Origin of the sequence: Nannocystis punicea (genome assembly GCF_026965555.1) — a bacterium.
Lineage (GTDB): Bacteria > Myxococcota_A > Polyangia > Nannocystales > Nannocystaceae > Nannocystis > Nannocystis punicea.
The window spans coordinates 7,679,189-7,697,488 of the sequence record NZ_CP114040.1; the positions used below are offsets into that span (position 1 = coordinate 7,679,189).

15 protein-coding genes and 2 tRNA genes are annotated in these 18,300 nt (G+C 71.0%); 6 read left to right on the forward strand and 11 right to left on the reverse strand.

Annotated elements, in window-relative coordinates; translation table 11 throughout:
* Window positions 1-5: 5 nt before the first annotated feature.
* Together udk and O0S08_RS29500 are read right to left on the reverse strand one after the other, a co-directional pair.
* The gene (udk, locus tag O0S08_RS29495) at window positions 6-641 is read right to left on the reverse strand and encodes a uridine kinase (protein WP_269032674.1); all 636 of its coding nucleotides are present in this window, start codon (window positions 639-641) and stop codon (window positions 6-8) included.
* A 421-nt stretch (window positions 642-1,062) separates the two neighbouring features.
* Window positions 1,063-2,409: a sigma-54-dependent transcriptional regulator gene (locus O0S08_RS29500; RefSeq protein WP_269032675.1), complete on the reverse strand. Its 1,347-nt coding sequence runs from the start codon at window positions 2,407-2,409 to the stop codon at window positions 1,063-1,065.
* Between the two features lie 459 nt (window positions 2,410-2,868).
* Between O0S08_RS29500 and O0S08_RS29505 the strand changes: the two genes are divergently transcribed.
* Window positions 2,869-3,933: a sensor histidine kinase gene (locus O0S08_RS29505; RefSeq protein WP_269032676.1), complete on the forward strand. Its 1,065-nt coding sequence runs from the start codon at window positions 2,869-2,871 to the stop codon at window positions 3,931-3,933.
* Between the two features lie 614 nt (window positions 3,934-4,547).
* On the opposite strand, the gene O0S08_RS29510 is transcribed toward O0S08_RS29505, so the two are convergent.
* Both O0S08_RS29510 and O0S08_RS29515 read right to left on the reverse strand, forming a co-directional pair.
* Entirely contained in the window at window positions 4,548-5,183 is a 636-nt protein-coding gene (locus O0S08_RS29510; protein WP_269032677.1) for a c-type cytochrome, read from the reverse strand.
* 415 nt (window positions 5,184-5,598) lie between these two features.
* Window positions 5,599-7,176 carry an OmpA family protein gene (locus tag O0S08_RS29515; protein WP_269032678.1) on the reverse strand — a complete coding sequence of 526 codons (1,578 nt, stop codon included), beginning with the start codon at window positions 7,174-7,176 and terminating at the stop codon, window positions 5,599-5,601.
* 677 nt (window positions 7,177-7,853) lie between these two features.
* On the opposite strand from O0S08_RS29515, the gene recA reads away from it, so the two are divergent.
* Window positions 7,854-8,924, forward strand: coding sequence for a recombinase RecA (gene recA, locus O0S08_RS29520; RefSeq protein WP_269032679.1), 1,071 nt, complete (start codon window positions 7,854-7,856; stop codon window positions 8,922-8,924).
* A gap of 148 nt (window positions 8,925-9,072) precedes the next feature.
* Here the strand turns inward: recA and O0S08_RS29525 are convergent, their stop codons facing one another.
* From O0S08_RS29525 to O0S08_RS29545, 5 genes are all read right to left on the reverse strand, one after another.
* Complete coding sequence (locus O0S08_RS29525; RefSeq protein WP_269032680.1) at window positions 9,073-9,495, reverse strand: HNH endonuclease; 423 nt, start codon at window positions 9,493-9,495, stop codon at window positions 9,073-9,075.
* A 45-nt stretch (window positions 9,496-9,540) separates the two neighbouring features.
* Window positions 9,541-9,753, reverse strand: a complete 213-nt coding sequence (locus O0S08_RS29530) for a hypothetical protein (RefSeq protein ID WP_269032681.1) — start codon at window positions 9,751-9,753, stop codon at window positions 9,541-9,543.
* A 14-nt stretch (window positions 9,754-9,767) separates the two neighbouring features.
* Window positions 9,768-9,840, reverse strand: a tRNA-Ala gene (locus O0S08_RS29535).
* A gap of 21 nt (window positions 9,841-9,861) precedes the next feature.
* A tRNA-Ala gene (locus tag O0S08_RS29540) sits at window positions 9,862-9,934 on the reverse strand.
* A gap of 1,039 nt (window positions 9,935-10,973) precedes the next feature.
* Window positions 10,974-11,927: an SRPBCC family protein gene (locus O0S08_RS29545; protein WP_308477858.1), complete on the reverse strand. Its 954-nt coding sequence runs from the start codon at window positions 11,925-11,927 to the stop codon at window positions 10,974-10,976.
* Between the two features lie 619 nt (window positions 11,928-12,546).
* Here O0S08_RS29545 and O0S08_RS29550 point away from each other — a divergent pair.
* Window positions 12,547-12,972 (forward strand): hypothetical protein, encoded by a 426-nt coding sequence (locus O0S08_RS29550; RefSeq protein WP_269032683.1) that lies wholly within the window; start codon window positions 12,547-12,549, stop codon window positions 12,970-12,972.
* Between the two features lie 61 nt (window positions 12,973-13,033).
* A complete protein-coding gene (locus tag O0S08_RS29555) occupies window positions 13,034-15,322 on the forward strand; it encodes a neutral/alkaline ceramidase (RefSeq protein WP_269032684.1) in 2,289 nt (762 codons plus the stop codon).
* A gap of 66 nt (window positions 15,323-15,388) precedes the next feature.
* On the opposite strand, the gene O0S08_RS29560 is transcribed toward O0S08_RS29555, so the two are convergent.
* Both O0S08_RS29560 and O0S08_RS29565 read right to left on the reverse strand, forming a co-directional pair.
* Window positions 15,389-15,712, reverse strand: a complete 324-nt coding sequence (locus O0S08_RS29560) for a putative quinol monooxygenase (RefSeq protein WP_269032685.1) — start codon at window positions 15,710-15,712, stop codon at window positions 15,389-15,391.
* Between the two features lie 53 nt (window positions 15,713-15,765).
* A complete protein-coding gene (locus O0S08_RS29565) occupies window positions 15,766-16,665 on the reverse strand; it encodes a DMT family transporter (protein WP_269032686.1) in 900 nt (299 codons plus the stop codon).
* Window positions 16,666-16,832: 167 nt separating this feature from the next.
* On the opposite strand from O0S08_RS29565, the gene O0S08_RS29570 reads away from it, so the two are divergent.
* Both O0S08_RS29570 and O0S08_RS29575 read left to right on the forward strand, forming a co-directional pair.
* Complete coding sequence (locus O0S08_RS29570) at window positions 16,833-17,345, forward strand: GNAT family N-acetyltransferase (RefSeq protein ID WP_269032687.1); 513 nt, start codon at window positions 16,833-16,835, stop codon at window positions 17,343-17,345.
* Window positions 17,345-18,241, forward strand: a complete 897-nt coding sequence (locus O0S08_RS29575) for a class I SAM-dependent methyltransferase (RefSeq protein WP_371879560.1) — start codon at window positions 17,345-17,347, stop codon at window positions 18,239-18,241. The genes O0S08_RS29570 and O0S08_RS29575 overlap by 1 nt, the downstream gene beginning before the upstream one ends.
* The last annotated feature ends 59 nt before the right edge of the window (window positions 18,242-18,300 follow it).

The following is an 18,300-nucleotide window of genomic DNA, read 5'->3' on the forward strand; positions in this document are numbered from 1 at the left end:
CTCGATTATCGCGCGTCGCGGCGGCTCTGCTCGATCACGCTGCGCAGCTTCGACACCACCAGGTCGAGCGCGACCCGGTTGTCGCCGCCCTCGGGGATGATGAGGTCGGCGCGGCGCTTCGACGGCTCGACGAATTGCAGGTGCATCGGTCGCACGTGGCGGTAGTACTGCTCGCGCACGGCCTCGAAGGTGCGCCCGCGCTGCTCGATGTCGCGGCGGATCCGGCGAAAGATGCGGATGTCGGGGTCGGTGTCGACGAACAGCTTGATGTCGAGCTCCGTCCGCAGGCGCGGGTCGACCAGCACCATGATGCCCTCGACCACCACCACCGGCGTCGACTCGACCCACCGCGGCTCGGGCAGCCGGCGGTGCGTCTTGAAGTCGTACGCGGGCACCGCCACGCGGCGCCCGGCCTTGAGCGCGACGATGTGCTCGACCAGCAGCTCCGTCTCGAGCGACTCCGGGTGGTCGAAGTTGATGTGACAGCGCTCCTCGTAGGTGAGGTCGGCGCGGTCGCGGTAGTACGCGTCGTGCTCGATGATCGTGACACCTTCGGGCGGAAGAGAGTCGGCGATCTTGCGCGCCACGGTCGTCTTGCCCGATCCGCTACCGCCGGCGATCCCGATGATCATCGAGCTCATGCGGCGGACCGTAGCACGGCGCGCGCCTTCGCGCTTTTCGCGCACACGCCCTCGCGCGTGCGGGATCGCCGTGAGCTACCCTCGCGCCGACAGGCCGCGCGCCGCGATCGTCGACGCTGCAGATCGACCACCACGCCGGCGCTGCCGCGACATCTCGCGGCGCGGACGCCCGCCGCCAGTGCTGGCGATCACCGCCTCGCCGTCCGTCCCTGCCGGCCTCGACCGCGCTGCCGATCGACGCAGGCGCTGAGATCCCGGCGCAGCCCTCGCCACGAACACGTGGACGGACACTTGCCCTCCTCGGACCTTTCACGCCAGGCGCGACCGAGCTCCGCCGGGCGCCCCACGCCGCTCTTCTCGCGCGAGTCCCACGTCGCGGAGATGTCCATGAAGACATGTTTCAACAGACATGGCACCTCGCTCAGCCGCCGCGGCGCAGCCCGTACTTCTCCATCCGGTACGACAGCACGTGCCGCGGCACCCGCAGGTACGCGGCCGCCTGCGTGATGTTGCCGCGCTTCAGCGCCAGCACCCGCTCGATCACCCGCTTCTCGAGGTCGACCAGCGACAACCCGTCCTCCGGCAGCGCCGGCAGCCACTCGTCGCCGCCGGCCGCCACCGCCGGCGCGACCGCCGTCCGCGGCGGCAGGTCCTCGACCCGCAGCACCTCGCCCGCGCACAGGATCACCGCCCGCTCGCACGCGTTCTCGAGCTCGCGCACGTTCCCCGGCCATGCCCGAGAGGACATGTCCGCAAGAACATCCTCCGGGATCTCGACGTCGCGCCCGCCGGCGAAGCGGGCCACGAAGTGGCGCACCAGCGGCGGGATGTCCTCGACCCGCTCGCGCAGCGGCGGCAGCTCGATCTCGACCACGCGCAGGCGGTACAGCAGGTCGCCGCGCAGGTCGCCGGGGTCGCGGTTGGTCGCCGCGATCACGCGCACGTCGACCGGCACCGGCACGTCGCTGCCGACGACGTCGACCACCCGCTCCTGCAACGCGCGCAGCAGCTTGGCCTGCAGCGGCGCCGGCAGCTCCGCGACCTCGTCGAGGAACAGCGTGCCGCCGTCGGCCTGGCGGAACCGGCCCGGGCGGTCGCGCAGCGCCCCGCTGAAGGCCCCGCGCACGTGGCCGAACAGCTCCGACTCGAGCAACTCGGCGGGGATCGCCGCGCAGTTGACGGCCACGAACGGCCCGGCGTGTCGCGGGCTGCGGGCGTGGATCCGCCTGGCGATCAGCTCCTTGCCGGTGCCGCTCTCGCCGGTCACGAGCACCGGCGCGGCGGCCCGGGCGACGCGGTCGGCGAGGTCGAGCGCGCGCGCCATCGCCGACGAACGGCCGACGATCGGCCGCTCCACCCCCGCGACCTGCCGCTGCAGGCTGAGCAGCTCGGCCCGCATGCGCCCGCGCTCGAGCGCCTTGGCCACCGTCAACAACAGGTGCTCGCGGTGAAACGGCTTGCCGATGAAGTCGAACGCCCCCGCCTTCATCGCCGCGACCGCGAGGTCGACGTCGCCGTAGGCCGTGATCACCAGCACCGGCGTCTCGGGCGAGCGCCCACGGATCTCCCGCAGCACCTCGAGCCCGCCGACGTTGGGCATCTTGACGTCGGTGATGACGACCGCGTGACGCTCGGGGTCGAACCGCCGCAGCCCCTCGGCCCCGTCGCGCGCCCCGTCGACCGCGTAGCCGGCCTTGCGCAGGTTGAACAGCCCGAGCTCGCGGCCCGAGTCGTCGTCCTCGATGAAGAGCAGCCCCTCGCCGGACATGTCCCCGCAGCCTAGCCGACCGGCCCCGCGCTCGCTCGTCGTCGCCACAGCCCCGGTGCCGGTCACCCGCTGCGGCGTACCCGCGACGTCGTCCGGTCGTCCCATTGAGGCCTTCGAGGCGCGCAAGATCTCCGGCGTCCATGTGATCGCAGGCATCCTCCCGCGCGGCAGCTCGGATCATGAGGTCGCTCGCTCCGGCCGCCGGCCCAGCACGACGAGCGCGCCGCCTCCGCCCGCGCCGCCCTCCACGTCGAGCGACCACGAGAGCGAGCCCCCTTCGCCGCCGCGAGCGCCGGATATTGACTTCCCCGCCCGGGCCGGGGACACCGAGGAGGCGTGACCGATCCGTCCCCCTCCCGCGCCGCCGGTCGGCCTCCCGCCGCGCGAGACCGATCGGACATGCCCGATCGGTCCGGTCTGATGGAACATGTCTTGAGCGACATTCCCGAAGAGCCATCCATGCTCTCGCCGCGCGCCTTTGTCCGCGTGTGGCTGCCGATCGCCGCCTTCACCGCCCTGCACTACGGCACCGGCATGGAGCACGACTGGGCCCACGACGTGCTGCGGCGCATGTACTACCTGCCGATCGTCCTGGCCGCCTTCGATCACGGCCTGCGCGGCGGCCTGCTGGCGGCCGCAGTGTCCTCGCTGGTCTACCTGCCGCACGCCTTCTCGCTGTCGCCCGGGCACCACCACGACCCCGGCGGCGGCCTCGACAAGGCGCTCGAGGTGCTCCTCTACAACCTCGTCGGCGCGACCGCGGGCCTGCTCGCCGACCGCGAGCGCAGCCGCCGGCGCGAGCTCCAGCGCGCCCTCGCCGACCAGCAGCGGCTCACCCGCGAGCTCGTGCGCGCCGGTCGCCTCTCCGCCCTCGGCGAGGTCGTCGCCGGCCTCGCGCACGAGATCAAGAACCCCCTGCACGCCCTCGCCGGCACCGCCGAGGTCGTCGGCCCGCTCATCCCGCCCGACGCCGAGGAGCGGCGCATGTGGGACATCCACGTGGCCGAGCTCGGCCGCCTGTCGCGGCTCGCCGAGCGCTTCCTGTCGTTCGCGCGGCCCAGCCCGAGCGAGCTGGTCGCCCTCGACCTCCGCCGCGTCGCCGAGCAGGTCGCCGAGCTGTGCGTCGCGGAGGCCCGCGGCAAGCGGGTCGAGGTCGAGCTCGACCTGCACGACGCGCCCGTCGACATCCGCGGCGACCGCGACCAGCTCGCCAGCCTCGGCCTGCACATCGCCGTCAACGCCCTGCGCGCGATCGCCTCGACCGGTCGTCCGGGCCGCCTGCGGATCGCCGCCCGCGTCGACGGCGATCACGCGCTCCTGGTCCTCGACAACGACGGCCCGCCGCTCCTGGAGACCGAGCGCCCGCAGCTGTTCACGCCCTTCTACAGCGGCGACGCGCAAGGCACCGGCCTCGGCCTGGCGATCGCCGCCCGCGTCGCCGATCAGCACGGCGGCAGCATCGACGCCGAGAACGCCGGCCTCGGCGTCCGCTTCACCTTGCGCCTGCCGCGGATCGCCGGCTGAGCTCCCTGCGCTCCTGCAGCGGCGGGGTCATGGATGGCGCTCGGGACATGCTCCGATCGCCATGTCCTTTCGCACCGTTTGCTTCACCCAGCAGGCGTCCGCGGCAGACCATCTTTCGCCGCCAGCGAACGCCTCGCTCGAGGCGCGCAGAAAGCTTCCGCGTCGAGCCTTGCCGTCGTCGGCTCGTCCGCGAACGCCTCGCTCAGGGCGCGCAGAAAGCTTCCGCGTCGAGCCTTGCCGTCGTCGGCTCGCCCGCGAACCTCTCGCTCAGGGAACGCGGAAGGCATCCGCGTCGAGCCTTGCCGTCGTCGACTCGCCCGCGAACGCCCCGCTCGGGGAACGCGGAAGGCATCCGCGTCGAGCTGCCTAGCCGCCCTGCGAACGCGGCCTCGCCGTAACCGCGAAGGCGTCCCCGTCACCAGCTCGCCCACGGACGCCTCGTCGAGGGGGCTCGCACTGCATCCGCATCGAGCTTCCTTCGCCGTCCGCTCGCTACGCACAGGGCGTCCGCGTCGAGCCCTTCCTTCGCCGGCTCGCCCGCGGACGCTCTCGGGCTCCAGGAGTCGCATGGCACTTGGGACATGTCCCGAGCGCCATGCTCCTTCGCGCCTCGACTACATCTTCTTCACGTAGGCGGCGACCGCGTCGATCTCTTCCTTCGACAGCTTCTCCTTGAACGCCTTCATCTTGGTGCCGTCGACGCCGTCGGTGATCGCCTTGACCACGGCGGCCTTGTTGTGCTTGCCCTGCCAGTCCTTCGCGGACATGTCGGGGATGTTGTTCTTCTTCTGCGCCTCGGCGCCTTTGCCGTCGGGCGCGTGGCAGACCTTGCACTTGGCGTCGTAGATCGACTTCGCGTCGATCTTCGCCGAGGTGTCCTCGGCCTTCTTCGGCTCGGCCTTCTTCGCATCGGTCTTCTTCACGTCGGCCGGGGCCGCCTTCGCGTCGCCCTCGGCCGCCTTCGCGTCACCCTCCGGCGCCTTCGCGTCACCCTCGGGCGCCTTCGCCTCGAGCGCCTTCGCGTCCTCGGCCGCCTTCGCGTCCGCCGCCGCCTTCGCGTCCGCTGCCGCCTTCGCGTCCGCCGCCGCCTTCGCGTCCGCTGTCGCCTTCGCGTCGTCGGCCTTGGCCTCGACCTTCTTCTCCTCGACCTTCTTCTCCTCGGCCTTCTGGCCGCTGTCGCAGGCGACGAGGGCCACCGCGGCGCACAGTCCGACGTTGCGGGTGATTCTCAGCACGGTCTTCAGGTTCATGTTCGAACTCCTTGTCGGCCCGCGGCGCTGTCGCGGACAGGGGGCCAGGGCCGCGAATCCTACCGAAGCGTGGTAAGCGCGACAAGTTGCCGCGCGAGCGCGCGAACGCGCCGTGAACGTCACACAAGTCCTTCGCCACGCGCGTCGTTGCCCTCCGCCTGCGTCGCCGCGACGGCGATGGTGCCGAACAGCCGCACGCCGCGGCCTCGCATCACCACGACGAACGACTTGCGCGCGAGACCGCCTCACCACGCCGTCACACCGCTGCGACCGAGCGCCCGAAGCCGCACGCCGCGACTCGCAGATCGACAGCGACTCAACGCCGCCTCGCCGCGCGACCAACGGCGAAGGCCGCCGCGAGCGAGCTCGGGGCGGCCTCCTCCTTCGCGCCGACCGAAGGCCGACGCGCGGGGGTTCACTGCACGAGGATCGTGAACTCGATGCGGCGGTTCTTGGCGCGACCGGCCGCGGTCTTGTTGGTGTCGACCGGCTCGTCCATGCCGGCGCCGCGCGACTCGATGCGGGCGGTGTCGATGCCGTGCTCGACCAGGTAGTCCTTGACGGCCGCGGCGCGCTTGCCCGACAGCACCTTGTTGTACTCGGGCGAGCCCGTGCTGTCGGTGTGACCCGAGATCTCGATGCGGATCGACGGGAACTCCTTGAGCACCGCGACCGCGCGGTCGAGGACCGGCCGCGACTTCGGCTTGATCGTCGCCTTGTCGAGGTCGAAGTAGATGCCCTTGATCGTGCCCGTGAACTTGGCCAGGGCCGTCGGGATCTCGTCGGGGCAGCCGTCCTCGTCCTGGTAGCCGTTGCGGGTCTCGGGCTGCGTCGGGCACTTGTCGTCGGGATCGAGGATGCCGTCGCCGTCGGTGTCGGGGATCGGGCAACCATCCGGCTCGACGCCCGGATCGTCGGGGCACTTGTCGACGATGTCGAGGAAGCCGTCGCCGTCGCGGTCCTTGAGCGGGCAGCCGTCGGGCGCGACGCCGGGGACATCCGGGCAAGCGTCCTGGCTGTCCATGAAGCCGTCGCCGTCGCGGTCCCGCTCGGGACAGCCGTCGGGCGCGATGCCCGGCTCGAACGGACACGAGTCGGCGTTGTCGAGGAAGCCGTCGCCGTCGCTGTCCTTCTCGGCCGCCGGCGCCTTCTTCTTGCGGTTCAGCGTCAGCGACAGGCCGAGCAGCACCTCGGGGTAGATGACCGCGCCGTTGTCGACGCGGAGGCGGGCCGCGACGACGTTGCGGACGTCGAGGCGCAGCATCGCGTAATGCGAGATGTAGTACTTCACGCCGCCGCCGTAGTGCGTCGACTCGTCGATGTCGTTGCCGAGCGCGCCGGTGGTCCCGATGGCGCCGCCGCCGACCAAGATGAACGGAGTGATGCGCCAGAACGGGATCTGGCCGATCAGGTGAGCGCGGAAGTTGAACAGGATCGCCCGCGTGTCCGGCGAGTCCGTGTTGGTGATGTGAGTCGGCATCACGCCGCCCTCGATTTCACCGCCGAGGAAGCTGAGCGGGAAGTACGCGAAGCGAACCCCGATCTCGGGCGCGACCTTGCGGTACGGCTTCCAGAACTCCTCGCCGCCCGACTGCAGCGACTGCAGCTGGCGGACCGGGTCGAACAACTCGTGCGCCGAACCACCAGGCATGAAGATGCCGCCGAAGATGCCGAGCTCGAACATGTTGCGCTCGGGGCGACAGCGGCGGATCCACTTGACGCTGGTGTCGTTCTGACACTTGTCGCCCGACTTCTTCGCCTTCTTCCCGCTCGACCCGCCGCTCGCCTTCGCATCGGTCTTCACGCCCGACGTGTCGGCGGAGATCGAGGCGCCGGCCGAAGGACCTTCGGGCGTCGGCGCCGGGGTCGCCGCGGCCGGGGCAGGCTCGGCGGCAGGCGCTGCGGCGTCACCGGCCGGCTGAGCTGCGAGGGCGGGCGTCGCTACGAGCCCAGCGACCAGGGCAGCTCCGAGTCGGATTGAAAAGCGATTCATCTGTCGTCTCTCCTCGAGGGAAAACCGGAACACGCCGCGCGACCCGGGCGCGTGCTCGGAGTGGGGGACCGCAAGGTGGTGGGTCGAGTGCTGTGCGTCGAGTCGCTCACGCGATGGGGATCTGGGGGGTCGGGCAACTCACCACGAGGGCTTCGCCCTCGGCTCTGCCGTTTATGGCACACCGAGGCCCCGGCTGTGAACCCACCCGGCGGGCGTCGGAACACCCAACGGGGGTCGTCAGGTTGTCGCACACAATCAAGGAACACGCGAAAAGGCGGTGAAATCCACGCCATCGCGACCCCGTCCGCAACTGCCTGCACGCCGCCTGCCAGAGGCCGTCTGGGGGCCCCGGGACCCTGGTAGACACGGTTCCTTCGTAACCGCGCCGAGTTTCGGACGGCCGGAGCGGTCGGAGACCAGCGGGGACAATCCCCGACCTGGAACTACCAACCGCGATCCGCGCCAGACCTTTCGGACAGCTCATGAAGCGGCGGCGAAGATCGCTCGAGAACTACGCCGCCAACCCCGGACAACAACCGTAAATTGAGCCGGCCAGCCCGCGGGACACCGGCCTCTGCGAGTGTCCAGCCGATGGGCCATGTCCCCAAGGCCATGACCTCAAGTGCTCGCAACTCTTGCAGGCGAGTGCGGGCACGTCGGGCGCAAGGAGGACGGGCATGGCAAGCCAACGCTCCTCCGCAACACCCCTCGTCGTCCACGAACACCGCGTCACCCTGCAAAAGGCCATCGACAGCATCGTCCAGCGCTTCGGCAAGGGCGCCATCATGGCGCTGGGCGGCGACCCCGGCGACCGTCAGTCCGTCGAGGTCGTGTCGACCGGCTCTCTCAACCTCGACCGCGCCCTCGGCGTCGGCGGCCTGCCGCGCGGGCGAATCGTCGAGATTTACGGCCCCGAGTCCTCGGGCAAGACGACGCTCATGCTGCACGCCATCGCCGAGGCCCAGCGGCAGAAGCTCCCGTGCGCCTTCATCGACGCCGAGCACGCGCTCGACGTCAAGTACGCCCAGCGCCTCGGCGTGCGCCTGGAGGACCTGCTCATCTCGCAGCCCGACTGCGGCGAGCAGGCGCTCGACATCGTCGACACCCTCGCGCGCACCGGCGGCATTGGCCTCATCGTCATCGACTCCGTCGCCGCCCTGATCCCGCGCGCCGAGCTCGAGGGCGACATGGGCGACCAGCACCTCGGCCTGCAGGCCCGCCTCATGAGTCAAGCGATGCGGAAGATCGCGGGCATCGCCTTCACGACCAACACCCTCGTCGTCTTCATCAACCAGCTGCGCCACAAGATCGGCGTCACCTTCGGCTCGCCCGAGACGACCACCGGCGGCAACGCCCTCAAGTACTTCGCCAGCGTCCGCCTCGACATCCGGCGGATCGCCACCGTGCGCGACGGCGAGGACGCGGTCGCCAACCGCTGCCGCGTCAAGGTGGTCAAGAACAAGTGCGCCCCGCCGTTCACCGAGGCGCAGTTCGAGATCGCGTTCGGCACCGGCATCGACCGCGACGCCGAGATCCTCGACTGGGCCCTGGCCCGCAGCGTGATCACCAAGGCGGGCAGCTGGTTCTCGCTCGGCGACATCCGCGTCGGCCAGGGTCGCGCGGCCGCGCTGGAGTGGCTGCGCAGTCACCCCGGCGAGCGCGACGCCCTGCTCACCCGCGCCATGACCGACCTCGCGGTGCCGAGCTCCGGCGACCCCTCCGAAGAGGAGGAAGCCCGCGCCGCCTGAACCCGGTGAGCAGCGCTCGCGCCCCCGACGAAAGCTCGCGCGAACACGAAACAAGCCCGCGGCGAGCGCCGAGCCGCGGGCGCTCTCACCCGCGAAAAACAAGAGCGGGCAAAGGCATCGCCCCCGCCCGCTCCCCCTCGTGGCTCATTCACGCCACCTGTAGCTCGCGCTCGAGCAAGAACTTCCACAGCGGCTTGTTGCTCTTGCTCGCGTTACACGGCCGGCAGCACGGCACCAGGTTGTCCGGCTCGTTGCTCCCGCCGCGCGAGCGCGGGATCACGTGGTCCCGCGTCACGCTGCGCCGGTTCAACCGCGCGTTGCAGTACGCGCAGAAGATCAGCACGTTCCACTCGTAGAAGCGGAACTCCCGCGTGAAGCACGGGTCGAGCCGGCCTCGAATTACGTCGGCGACGGACGCCTTGACGAACTTGCTCATGTCCCGGAACCGGCCCAGACGCCCGTCACCCTTGCGCAGCGCCTTCCGACGCAGATGCCGCGCCAGATAAAACTCGGGGCCCCGCTCCGGGCGGGTACACAAGGTGTCGTAGTGGTTCTTGATCAGCGACTGCATGGCGCACCTCCCTCTCTCACCGCTCCAATGCTCGAACCGTGGGACTCAATCGACGTAGGTGAGCGTGCTCCACGTCGGCACCGCCACCGCCTCGCTCGCGCGAAACTCGACCTTCGCCTCGACCTCCATGTCCTCGCCCGTGAGGCGCACGCGGTCGCCGGGGCGGATGCACAGCTCGCCGAGCCGGTGCATGGTCAAGGGGATCCGGATGCAGTGATCCAGAGTCCGGTCGTTCAAGTTGGCCTCGATGGTACGCATACTCACCTCCTCGATGGACAAGGCGGGGCTCGAACCCGCGACCTCCGCGCTGCCAGCGCGGCGCTCTCCCAGCTGAGCTACAAGCCCGATACAGAACAATTGTCTCGATGGAGAAGGTCGGACTCGAACCGACGACCTCCTGCGTGCGAAGCAGGCGCTCTCCCAACTGAGCTACGACCCCATTGTCCGATGCGTCGCCGCACCGTCGCTCACCCGCGCCGTCGAACGACCGTCGCTCGCCGACGATCCGTCGATACGCGCCGTCCGTCGATTCGCCCCGGCATTGTCGACATGCCCGAACGGACATGTCACGGCATTCGCCGAATCACCCGAGACCGGGCGATCCGTCGAGCCATTCGAGCAGCCCTAACCGCGACGTCGGATCGCGGTCGGAGCGCCGACCGGTGCCTCGGGCTTGTCCTCGGACGCAACCGCCAAGCGGTCGCGGTTCAGGCGAGATACGCGAGAGAGCGCCGGAAACTACGTCCAGTCCACCCCGCGCGATCGGCCTGCCGATCGGCTGCAAGACCCGCCGACAGCTCCACGGCCGGCATCAGTGGTTCGGCGGTGGGAGTCTGGGGGATCGTGCAGAGAAGGATGTCGTGGACGGAACGCATGGCGCCTACCTCATGAATGCCCGCAACACTACCAGCGGCACGCGGGCCATGTCAAGCACGATGCATAAAAAATCGCGACACATCGCAATCATCACAGGGCCGAGTCCGACCCGAGCCGCTCCCGGCCCGCCGGCCCAATCACGACACGCCCTCATCCCGCGCGTCCTCGCGCCCGGCCCCCCGAAGCCGCAGGAGCGTCACTCCAGGACCGCCCCGCACCCCTCACGAGTCACGGGCCCAAGCTTGCGGACCGATCGACATGCGGCCCCGGGCCGGTCCTGCCCTGCACGTCGCCGGCTCCTCGAGCCCGACGCGGTCCTCGGACCCTCACGATGTGCCGACCCGCGCGAACATGTTCGTCTCCTGGCGCGACCCCCCTTCGCTACCTCACCACTCGAGGCGACCGCAGCCCCTCACGGGTTCGAAAGCCGGTCCATCTCGAGAACAACCGAGCTGTCCTTCACCAAACGTCCGACCGCCGTCATTGCTCTCGAGCGCACGAACATGCCCCTTACGACATGTCCAAAAAGCCTCACACCGATATCCCTGCGCCGATGCATCGGAGGCTCGCCGCGCCGACGAGCCTCCTTCCACCACGAGGGCTCAGTACCGTGCGGGCGGGTCGCTGGCCGGGAACGACTCGTCGGACTCGAAGTCGACCCGATCCTGGAACGACGCCTGACGCTCGTCGTCGACGCGCTGACGCGCCTGGGCGAGCGCGGGCTCCGGTTCCCAGTCGCTCGACTGCTCGGACAGATCGACCTGCTCTGCCACACGACCGCTGCGCCACTCGAGGATCTGCTTGAGGCGCGCCAGATCGCGGCACAGCGCCCGCTGCGGGTCGCGACCGATCAACCTCGCGACCCACGCACCGAGCTCGCCGGCCACCGGCTCCTGATACATCCGCACCCACACTTCGGTCCCGCCCGACGTCGTCGCGTGGAACTCGACGCACCCCTCGAACGGCCGCGTCGCCCCCTCGCGCGAGCGCCACGCGATCCGCTGCCGCTCGATGTCCTGCGTCACCTCGACCTCGACCTCGACCGGGCGCCCGAACGGCCCCTCGGCCAGCCAGCTCCAGCCGCCGCGGTCGAGCCGCGACACGCGGAGCACGTCGGCCATGAATTGCGGGAGGTTCTGAAAACGGCGCCAGAACGCGTACAGCTCGCCGGGTGGGCGCTCGATCGTCACCGCCGCCTCGGCCACCACGGACCGGCCGGGATCGACGCCCGGATAGGGCGCGCCGCGGCGTTCGGTGTCGATCTGCATCGCCTTGTAGAACATGCTCTGACCCGTCACGCCGCGTCGCATCAGCGAACCGCCGGCGAGCGCGACCACCAGCGACAGCGGCCACCGGCGCGCCCGGACCAGCCCCCACGCGACCATCCAGGCCCCCGCCAGCAACGACGCCGCGCGCTCGTTTTGACCGACATTCTGCGCGCAGACAGTGTCCGCGCCTCGCACGCATGAGCTCGAATTCTCCATCGCGGGCCTCCGCCGAGTACATGGCCGCCATCGCCCCGTCGCGCCAGCGGTCGCGGCGATTTCCTCGCCCATGCGTCCGGCCACGGTCGAGCTCGCCGGAGAGAACGCCTCGACCCTCGTTCGCGGATGAACTGCGAAGACTCGCCTCGCGGCCGTCGCGCCGACCGCCTGCCGCGAGCGCGACGCCGGCTGTCCGTTCGGTCAGGTCCCGCCCCGGCCGCACGCTTCGCGACGCACCGGCCCCACGGCGACGGCTTCAGCCTCGAATCACCCGAACCACCGAGCAAGGCCGGCCCGCGCGATGTACCTGCCTTGAGCGACATGTCCCAGAGTACAGCCTCGCTCCGAGCAGCGCCGCGACCGCGAAATTCACGGCACGTCGGCCCGCCACTCGATCCGCGAGACCGAGCCGCCCGCGGCCGATCTCGCCGTCGCGCGGCCGGTGCAGCTCGGGCGGAGCCTCAGCGTCGCCTGCGCAGAGCCGGCTGCGAAGAACACCGCACTGGAGCGAACACTCCGCCAATTCCTGTCCCCACGACCTCGCCGGCGCACGAGCGCGAGCACGCGCGCGAGGGACGGCGCCCGCAGTGAGGTCGTCGCGGAGCCACGACCTTCGCCGCGAGGCTCCGCTTCGCGGCGCGCGGATCGGGGGCGCGCGCTGTCCCACCCGCTTACAATGTGGGTGTCGGCCATGGCGATCACGCTCGACCTCTCGCACTTGCCACTCGTCCTCACCCGGTTCGACGGCGAGCAGAGCCTGGACGAGGTCGAACAATACATCGGCCGCATGTCCGAGGTGCACGCCCTTCGACAGCCGTACATCAGCATCATCTGGTTGCGTCGCTACGCCCGCGGTCCTGCCCACACCGACCGGATCGGTCGCTGGATCAAGGACACCGAGGAGGCCGCGCGCCAGTACTGCCTCGGCGCAGCCATGATCAGCCAGTCGACCGGCTTTCGCTTCGCGCTCGCGGCGATCTTCCTCATCCGTCCAATGCCGTGTCCTTACCTGGTCTGCGGGACATGGTCGGAGGCGATCGCCTACGCATGCGGTCAGGCCGGCAAGGCCGGCGTCCCGCTGCCCGAGCTGGCCAGCCCGTGGCCCGGTCTCGACTGAGGTCGGCCGAGGCCGCGGGACCTCACTCCGCATGGCGGCGCGCGCGCTGTACCATGCGATGATGCGTCCTGCCCTCGCCTTGCCCGCCTTCCTCGCGCTCGCCGCCTGCGGCGACGCCACCGGCACCTCCACCGAGACATCGGCCACCGACACGACCGCGAGCACCTCGACCACCGGGCCGACGACCTCCGCGACGGTCGCTTCGGACAGCATGAGCGAGACCGCCGGGCCGCCGACCACCAGCGGCGGCAGCGACAGCGACGGCGCCTCGACCGGGACCACCGCCGCGCCGACCAGCGGCGACACCACCACCGGAGGCGAGGTCACCTGCGACCAGTCGCCGCATTACCGCGTCGGCGCGGCGATCCGCGATATCACCGGTCCGTCCGCCGAGCTGGTGATGATGGGCTACTCGATGCCGGAGCAGAAGGCCGAGGGCATCAGCACGCGGCTGTGGGCGCGCGCCTTCGTCGTCGAGCACCCGTGCAGCGGCACGCGGATCGCCTTCGTCAGCGCCGACCTCGGCCAGGTGTTCCAGGGCGTCCACCTCGAGGTCGTCAAGCGGCTGAACGGGAAGTTCGGGGCCGATCGCTACGACTTCGACAACATCGCCCTCTCGGCCACGCACACCCACTCGGGCCTCGGCGGCTTCTCTCACTACACCATGTTCAACCTCGCCGTCGGCGGCTACGACCCCGACAACTTCGAGGCCATCGTCGCCGGGATCGTCGACGCGATCGTCGCCGCCGACGCCAACCTCGACCACGGCGTCGTCAAGATCGCCCAGGGCCCGCTGCAGGACGCCAACTGGAACCGCAGCCCGCAGGCGTACGCCGAGAACCCCGACCCCGAGCGGGCCGCCCACGAGGCCGAGATGATGCGCGACACCAACACGGCGATGACCGTGCTGAGGTTCGAGCGCACCGGCGAGGGCGAGCTCGACGGCCAGCCGATCGGCATGCTCACCTGGTTCTCGAGCCACGCGACCAGCGTGTCGAACCAGAACCGGCTCGTCAGCGGTGATCACAAGGGCCTCGCCTCCTACCTCACCGAGAAGCACTTCGGCGCCGACTACACCGCGCCGAGCCCGTTCGTCGCCGCCTTCGCCCAGAGCGACGCCGGCGACGTCTCGCCCAGCGAGGTCCTCGTCGGCGAGCCGAAGAACACCGTCGTGCGCCCGTGCGACGACAGCCCGGACCCCGACTGCGATGACCTCGAGAACGCGGTCGTCCACGGCACCTGGCAGCACGAGCGCGCGCTCGAGCTGTTCGACGAGGCCGGCGAGCACCTGCGCGGGCCGGCCGCAGGCCGCCTCGCCTTCGTCGACATGGAGAACGTCACCGTCGGCCCCGAGTTCACCGGCGAGGACGAGCACACCACCTGTCACGCCGCGATCGGCTTCTCGATCGCCGCCGGCGCCGAGGACGGCGTCGCAGTCGCCTTCATCGAGGAGGGCATCGTCTACGGCGACCTGCCCAAGGTCACGCTCGTGCCCGAGGACCAGGAGTGTCACGAGGAGAAGACCATCTTGCTGCCGGTCGGGCGCATGCTGCCGTATCCGTGGTCGCCGACGATCTTGCCGGCCCAGGTGCTGCGCCTCGGCGGCCTCGCCATCATCCCGGCGCCGTTCGAGGTCACCACGATCTCCGGCCGTCGCCTGCGCAACACGGTCCTCGCCGCCCTGGAGGGCACCGGCGTCACCCGGGCGGTGATCGCCGGCCTGTCGAACGGCTACTCGAGCTACGTCTCGACCCGCGAGGAGTACGCCATCCAGCACTACGAGGGCGCGTTCACGCAGTTCGGCCCGTGGACCCTCGCCGCCTGGCAGCAGGAGTTCTCGGAGGTCGCCGAGGCGCTGCGTGACGGCGTCTTCGCGCCGCACAAGGCGACCCCGCTCGACCTCAGCGACGACCAGATCATCAACGTCCCCGGCGTCGTCGCCGACTCGCCGTGCGCGCTGCTCGACGCGATCCTGTGCCCGTTCGAGAAGTTCGGCGACGTCGTCGTCGCCCCGCCGGCCAGCGCCGGCCCGGACGACCTGGTGAAGGTCACCTTCCGCGGCGCGCACCCTCGCAACAACCTGCGCACCGGCGCCGGCTACCTCGAGGTCCAGCGCGACGACGGCGGCACGTGGAAGGTCGTCGCCCACGACTGGGACCCCGAGACGCGGTTCCGCTGGCGGCGCACCGGCGGCCCGCTGAGCCCCACCTCCGAGGTCGACGTCGAGTGGAAGATCCCCGCGGACGTCGTCCCCGGCACCTACCGGCTCGTCTACAACGGCGACGCCAAGTCGCTGCTCGGCGCCTTCACGCCGATCTCGGGCACCTCGCCGACCTTCACCGTGCAATGACGCCGGCGTCGCGGGACATGTCCTTGACGACATGTCCCGCGCAGCATGCCCTCACGAGCATGACCTTCAGGCCAGGTCGACCGGGCGGAAGTGCGAGAACGGCCGGCCGAGCTCGGCGACCTCCGACGGCGCGATCCACTGGCACACGGCCTCGAACTGCTGCCACAGCTGCTTCACCACCGGGTTCTCGTGGGCGCGGCGGACCGCGTCCTCGGAGGCCCACTCGAACACCTCGAGGATCGAGCCGTCGTTCGCGCGCATCACGATCGGCTCGCGGTCGGTGGCGAGGTCCTGGGCGCGCAGCGCGGGCACGTGGCCGCGCACCAGCTCGAGCAGCTCCTCGGCGCGACCGGGGAGAGGACGGTAGCAGGCGATGACGATGACTCCCATTCCGCAGCCGTAGCGCGCGAGCGGAGGGCGGTCAAGGCCGCGGGGGCGTGAGCCTAACGCGGCGAGCGCGACACGCTGGCGGCGTAGATCGCCGCCAGCGACAGCGCGGTGCCAGCGGCCTCGACCGCGCCGAACGGCTCGGCGAACACCAGCACGCCCCACAGCGTGGCGAGCACCGGTTGCAGCAGCAGCAACAGCGAGCCGCTCGCGGCCGGCACGTGGGGCATGGCGCGCGAGATGAGCGCCCAGCCGCCCACGTGCGCGCCGACCCCGAGCAGCAGCAGCAGCCCGAAGTCGCCGCCGCTCGCCACCGCCAGCGGCTCCCCGGTCGCCAGCGCCGCCATCACCAGCAGCGCCGCCGCCGTCGCGCTCGAGACGAACAGCGCCGCGGCGACCCCGAGCGGCCGCTCGCCGCGCTGGGCTGTCCGCAAGGACAGGTAGTAGCCGGCGTAGAACACCCCGGTCAGCAGGCCCAGCAGCACGCCCTGCAGGTGCACCGGGCTGCGCTCGATGCCCGGCAGCGCCAGCATCACCGTGCCGACGAGGGCCAGCAGCGCGCACACTCCGAGCCGCCGCGTCAGCCGCTCGCCGAGCAGCAGCGCCGAGAACAGCGCGACCCAGAACACCTGCGTGTTGGCCAGCAGCGTCGCCAGGCCTGTCCCCGAGTACAGGATGCTCTTGTGCCACACGAACAGGTCGCCGGCGAAGCAGGCGCCGGCCACGGCCGCCCACGCGGTCGCCGAGCCGCGGCGCTTCGCCTGTCTGTTCGGACCTGTCCGCGAGGACAGCCACGCCAGCGGCAGCAGGGCCGCGGCCCCCAGCCCACAGCGGTAGGCCCCGATCGCCGCCGGCCCGAGCGCGATCCATTTGACGAACAACGCCGTCACGCTGATGACCGCCGCGCCGAGAGCGACCAGCAGCAGAGGCGCGCGCGGAGGAGAGAAGTCAGCCATCAGCGGGGTCGACCGTACGAGCCGAAGAACGCGCGGCGGGGCGGGCGCAGGCGGAGCGCGGCGGGCGGGGGCACGGCCGCGTTCGCGCGCCGACACTAGCCCGCTGGCGACGCGGGCACAAGCAGCTATTCACCGCCGCGAGGGTGTCGTAAGGTCCAAAGTCGCCGATGCTCCTCCTCAGTCCAGCCACCGCCCACGACCTGCCGGCGCTGCAGGCGATCGAGCGCTCGGCCACCGACCTCTATTACGAGGCCGGCTTCTCGCGCGCAGCGATCCTCCCCCGCGGCGCGGCCGACATGCGCGCCCTGCTCGGCCAGACCACGATCCTGCTGGCGCGCGACGGCGACGACGCCCTCGGCTACGTCAGCTACTACCCGCGCGGCCCGTACATGCACCTCGAGGAGATCGCCGTGCGCCGCGACCGGCAGCGCCGGGGCAGCGGGCGCCTGCTCGCCGATCAGGTGCTCGCGGCCGCCCGCGCCGACCCGCAGTGCAGCCACCTGTCGCTGGTCGCGTTCTGCCGCGCGGCCTGGGCCCTGCGCCTCTACGACCGCCTCGGCTTCCGCCCGCTGTCCGCCCTGCCCGGCCCGCTGCCGCACGCCGAGCTGCTGGCCGAGCTGCTGCCGGAGGCGGGCGCGGGCGAGCCGCGCCAAGTCATGGTAATGCCGATCGCGCCGTGATCCGCCGCGACCTCCACCAGCACAACCGCCTCGCCTGGGACGCCGCCACCCCCGCGCACAGCAGCCACAAGCACGACGAGGCCGGCTTCCTCCGCGCCGGCGGCACCACCCTGTTCGACGACGAGGTTCACCTGCTCCTCGGAACAGGCCCCGAAGGACATGTCCTCGAGGACCTCCGCGAGTCCGGCGCCCGGCCGCTCGCCGGCCTGCGCCTGTTGCACGCCCCGTGCAACGCCGGCCAGGACACGCTGTGTCTGGCGCAGCTGGGCGCCGACGTCACCGGCGTCGACATCAGCCCGACGGCGATCGTCGCCGCCGAGACGCTGGCCGAGGCCACCGGGATCGCCGCGCGCTTCGCCGTCGCCGACCTCTACGACTGGCTGCCGGCGCAGGAGCCCGGGTTCGACCTCGTCTTCATGTCGTACGGCGCGCTGATCTGGATGTCCGACCTCGACGCGCTGTTCGCCGCCGTCGCGGCGGTCCTGAAGCCCGGCGGTCGCTTCGTCGGCATCGAGTTCCACCCCCTGGCGCAGATGTACGACGAGCAGGGCCGCCTCGCCTATCCGTACATGGGCGGCGCCCACGTCGTCGGCCCCACCGGCGTCGGCGACTACGTCGCCAACTCCGGGGGCGCGCTGGCGCCGTCGGGCTTCCAGGAGGGCCAGGTCGGCTTCAAGAACCCGCACGCCACCCACGAGTTCTCGTGGGGCGTCGCCGACATCCTCGGCGCCCAGCTGCGGGCCGGCCTCGCGCTCGAGGTCGTGCGCGAGTACCCCTACGCCAACGGGTGCAAGATCTGGCCCGACCTGGTCGAACAGCCAGGTCGGCGCTTCGCCCCCGCCGGCGGCGCCGTCCCGCCGCTCATGTTCGGCTGGTCGTCGCGCCGCCCCGAGTGAGCGACGAGAACCTGACCGAAGAGCCAGGCCCTTCGCCCGTCCCCGAAGACGACGACGCG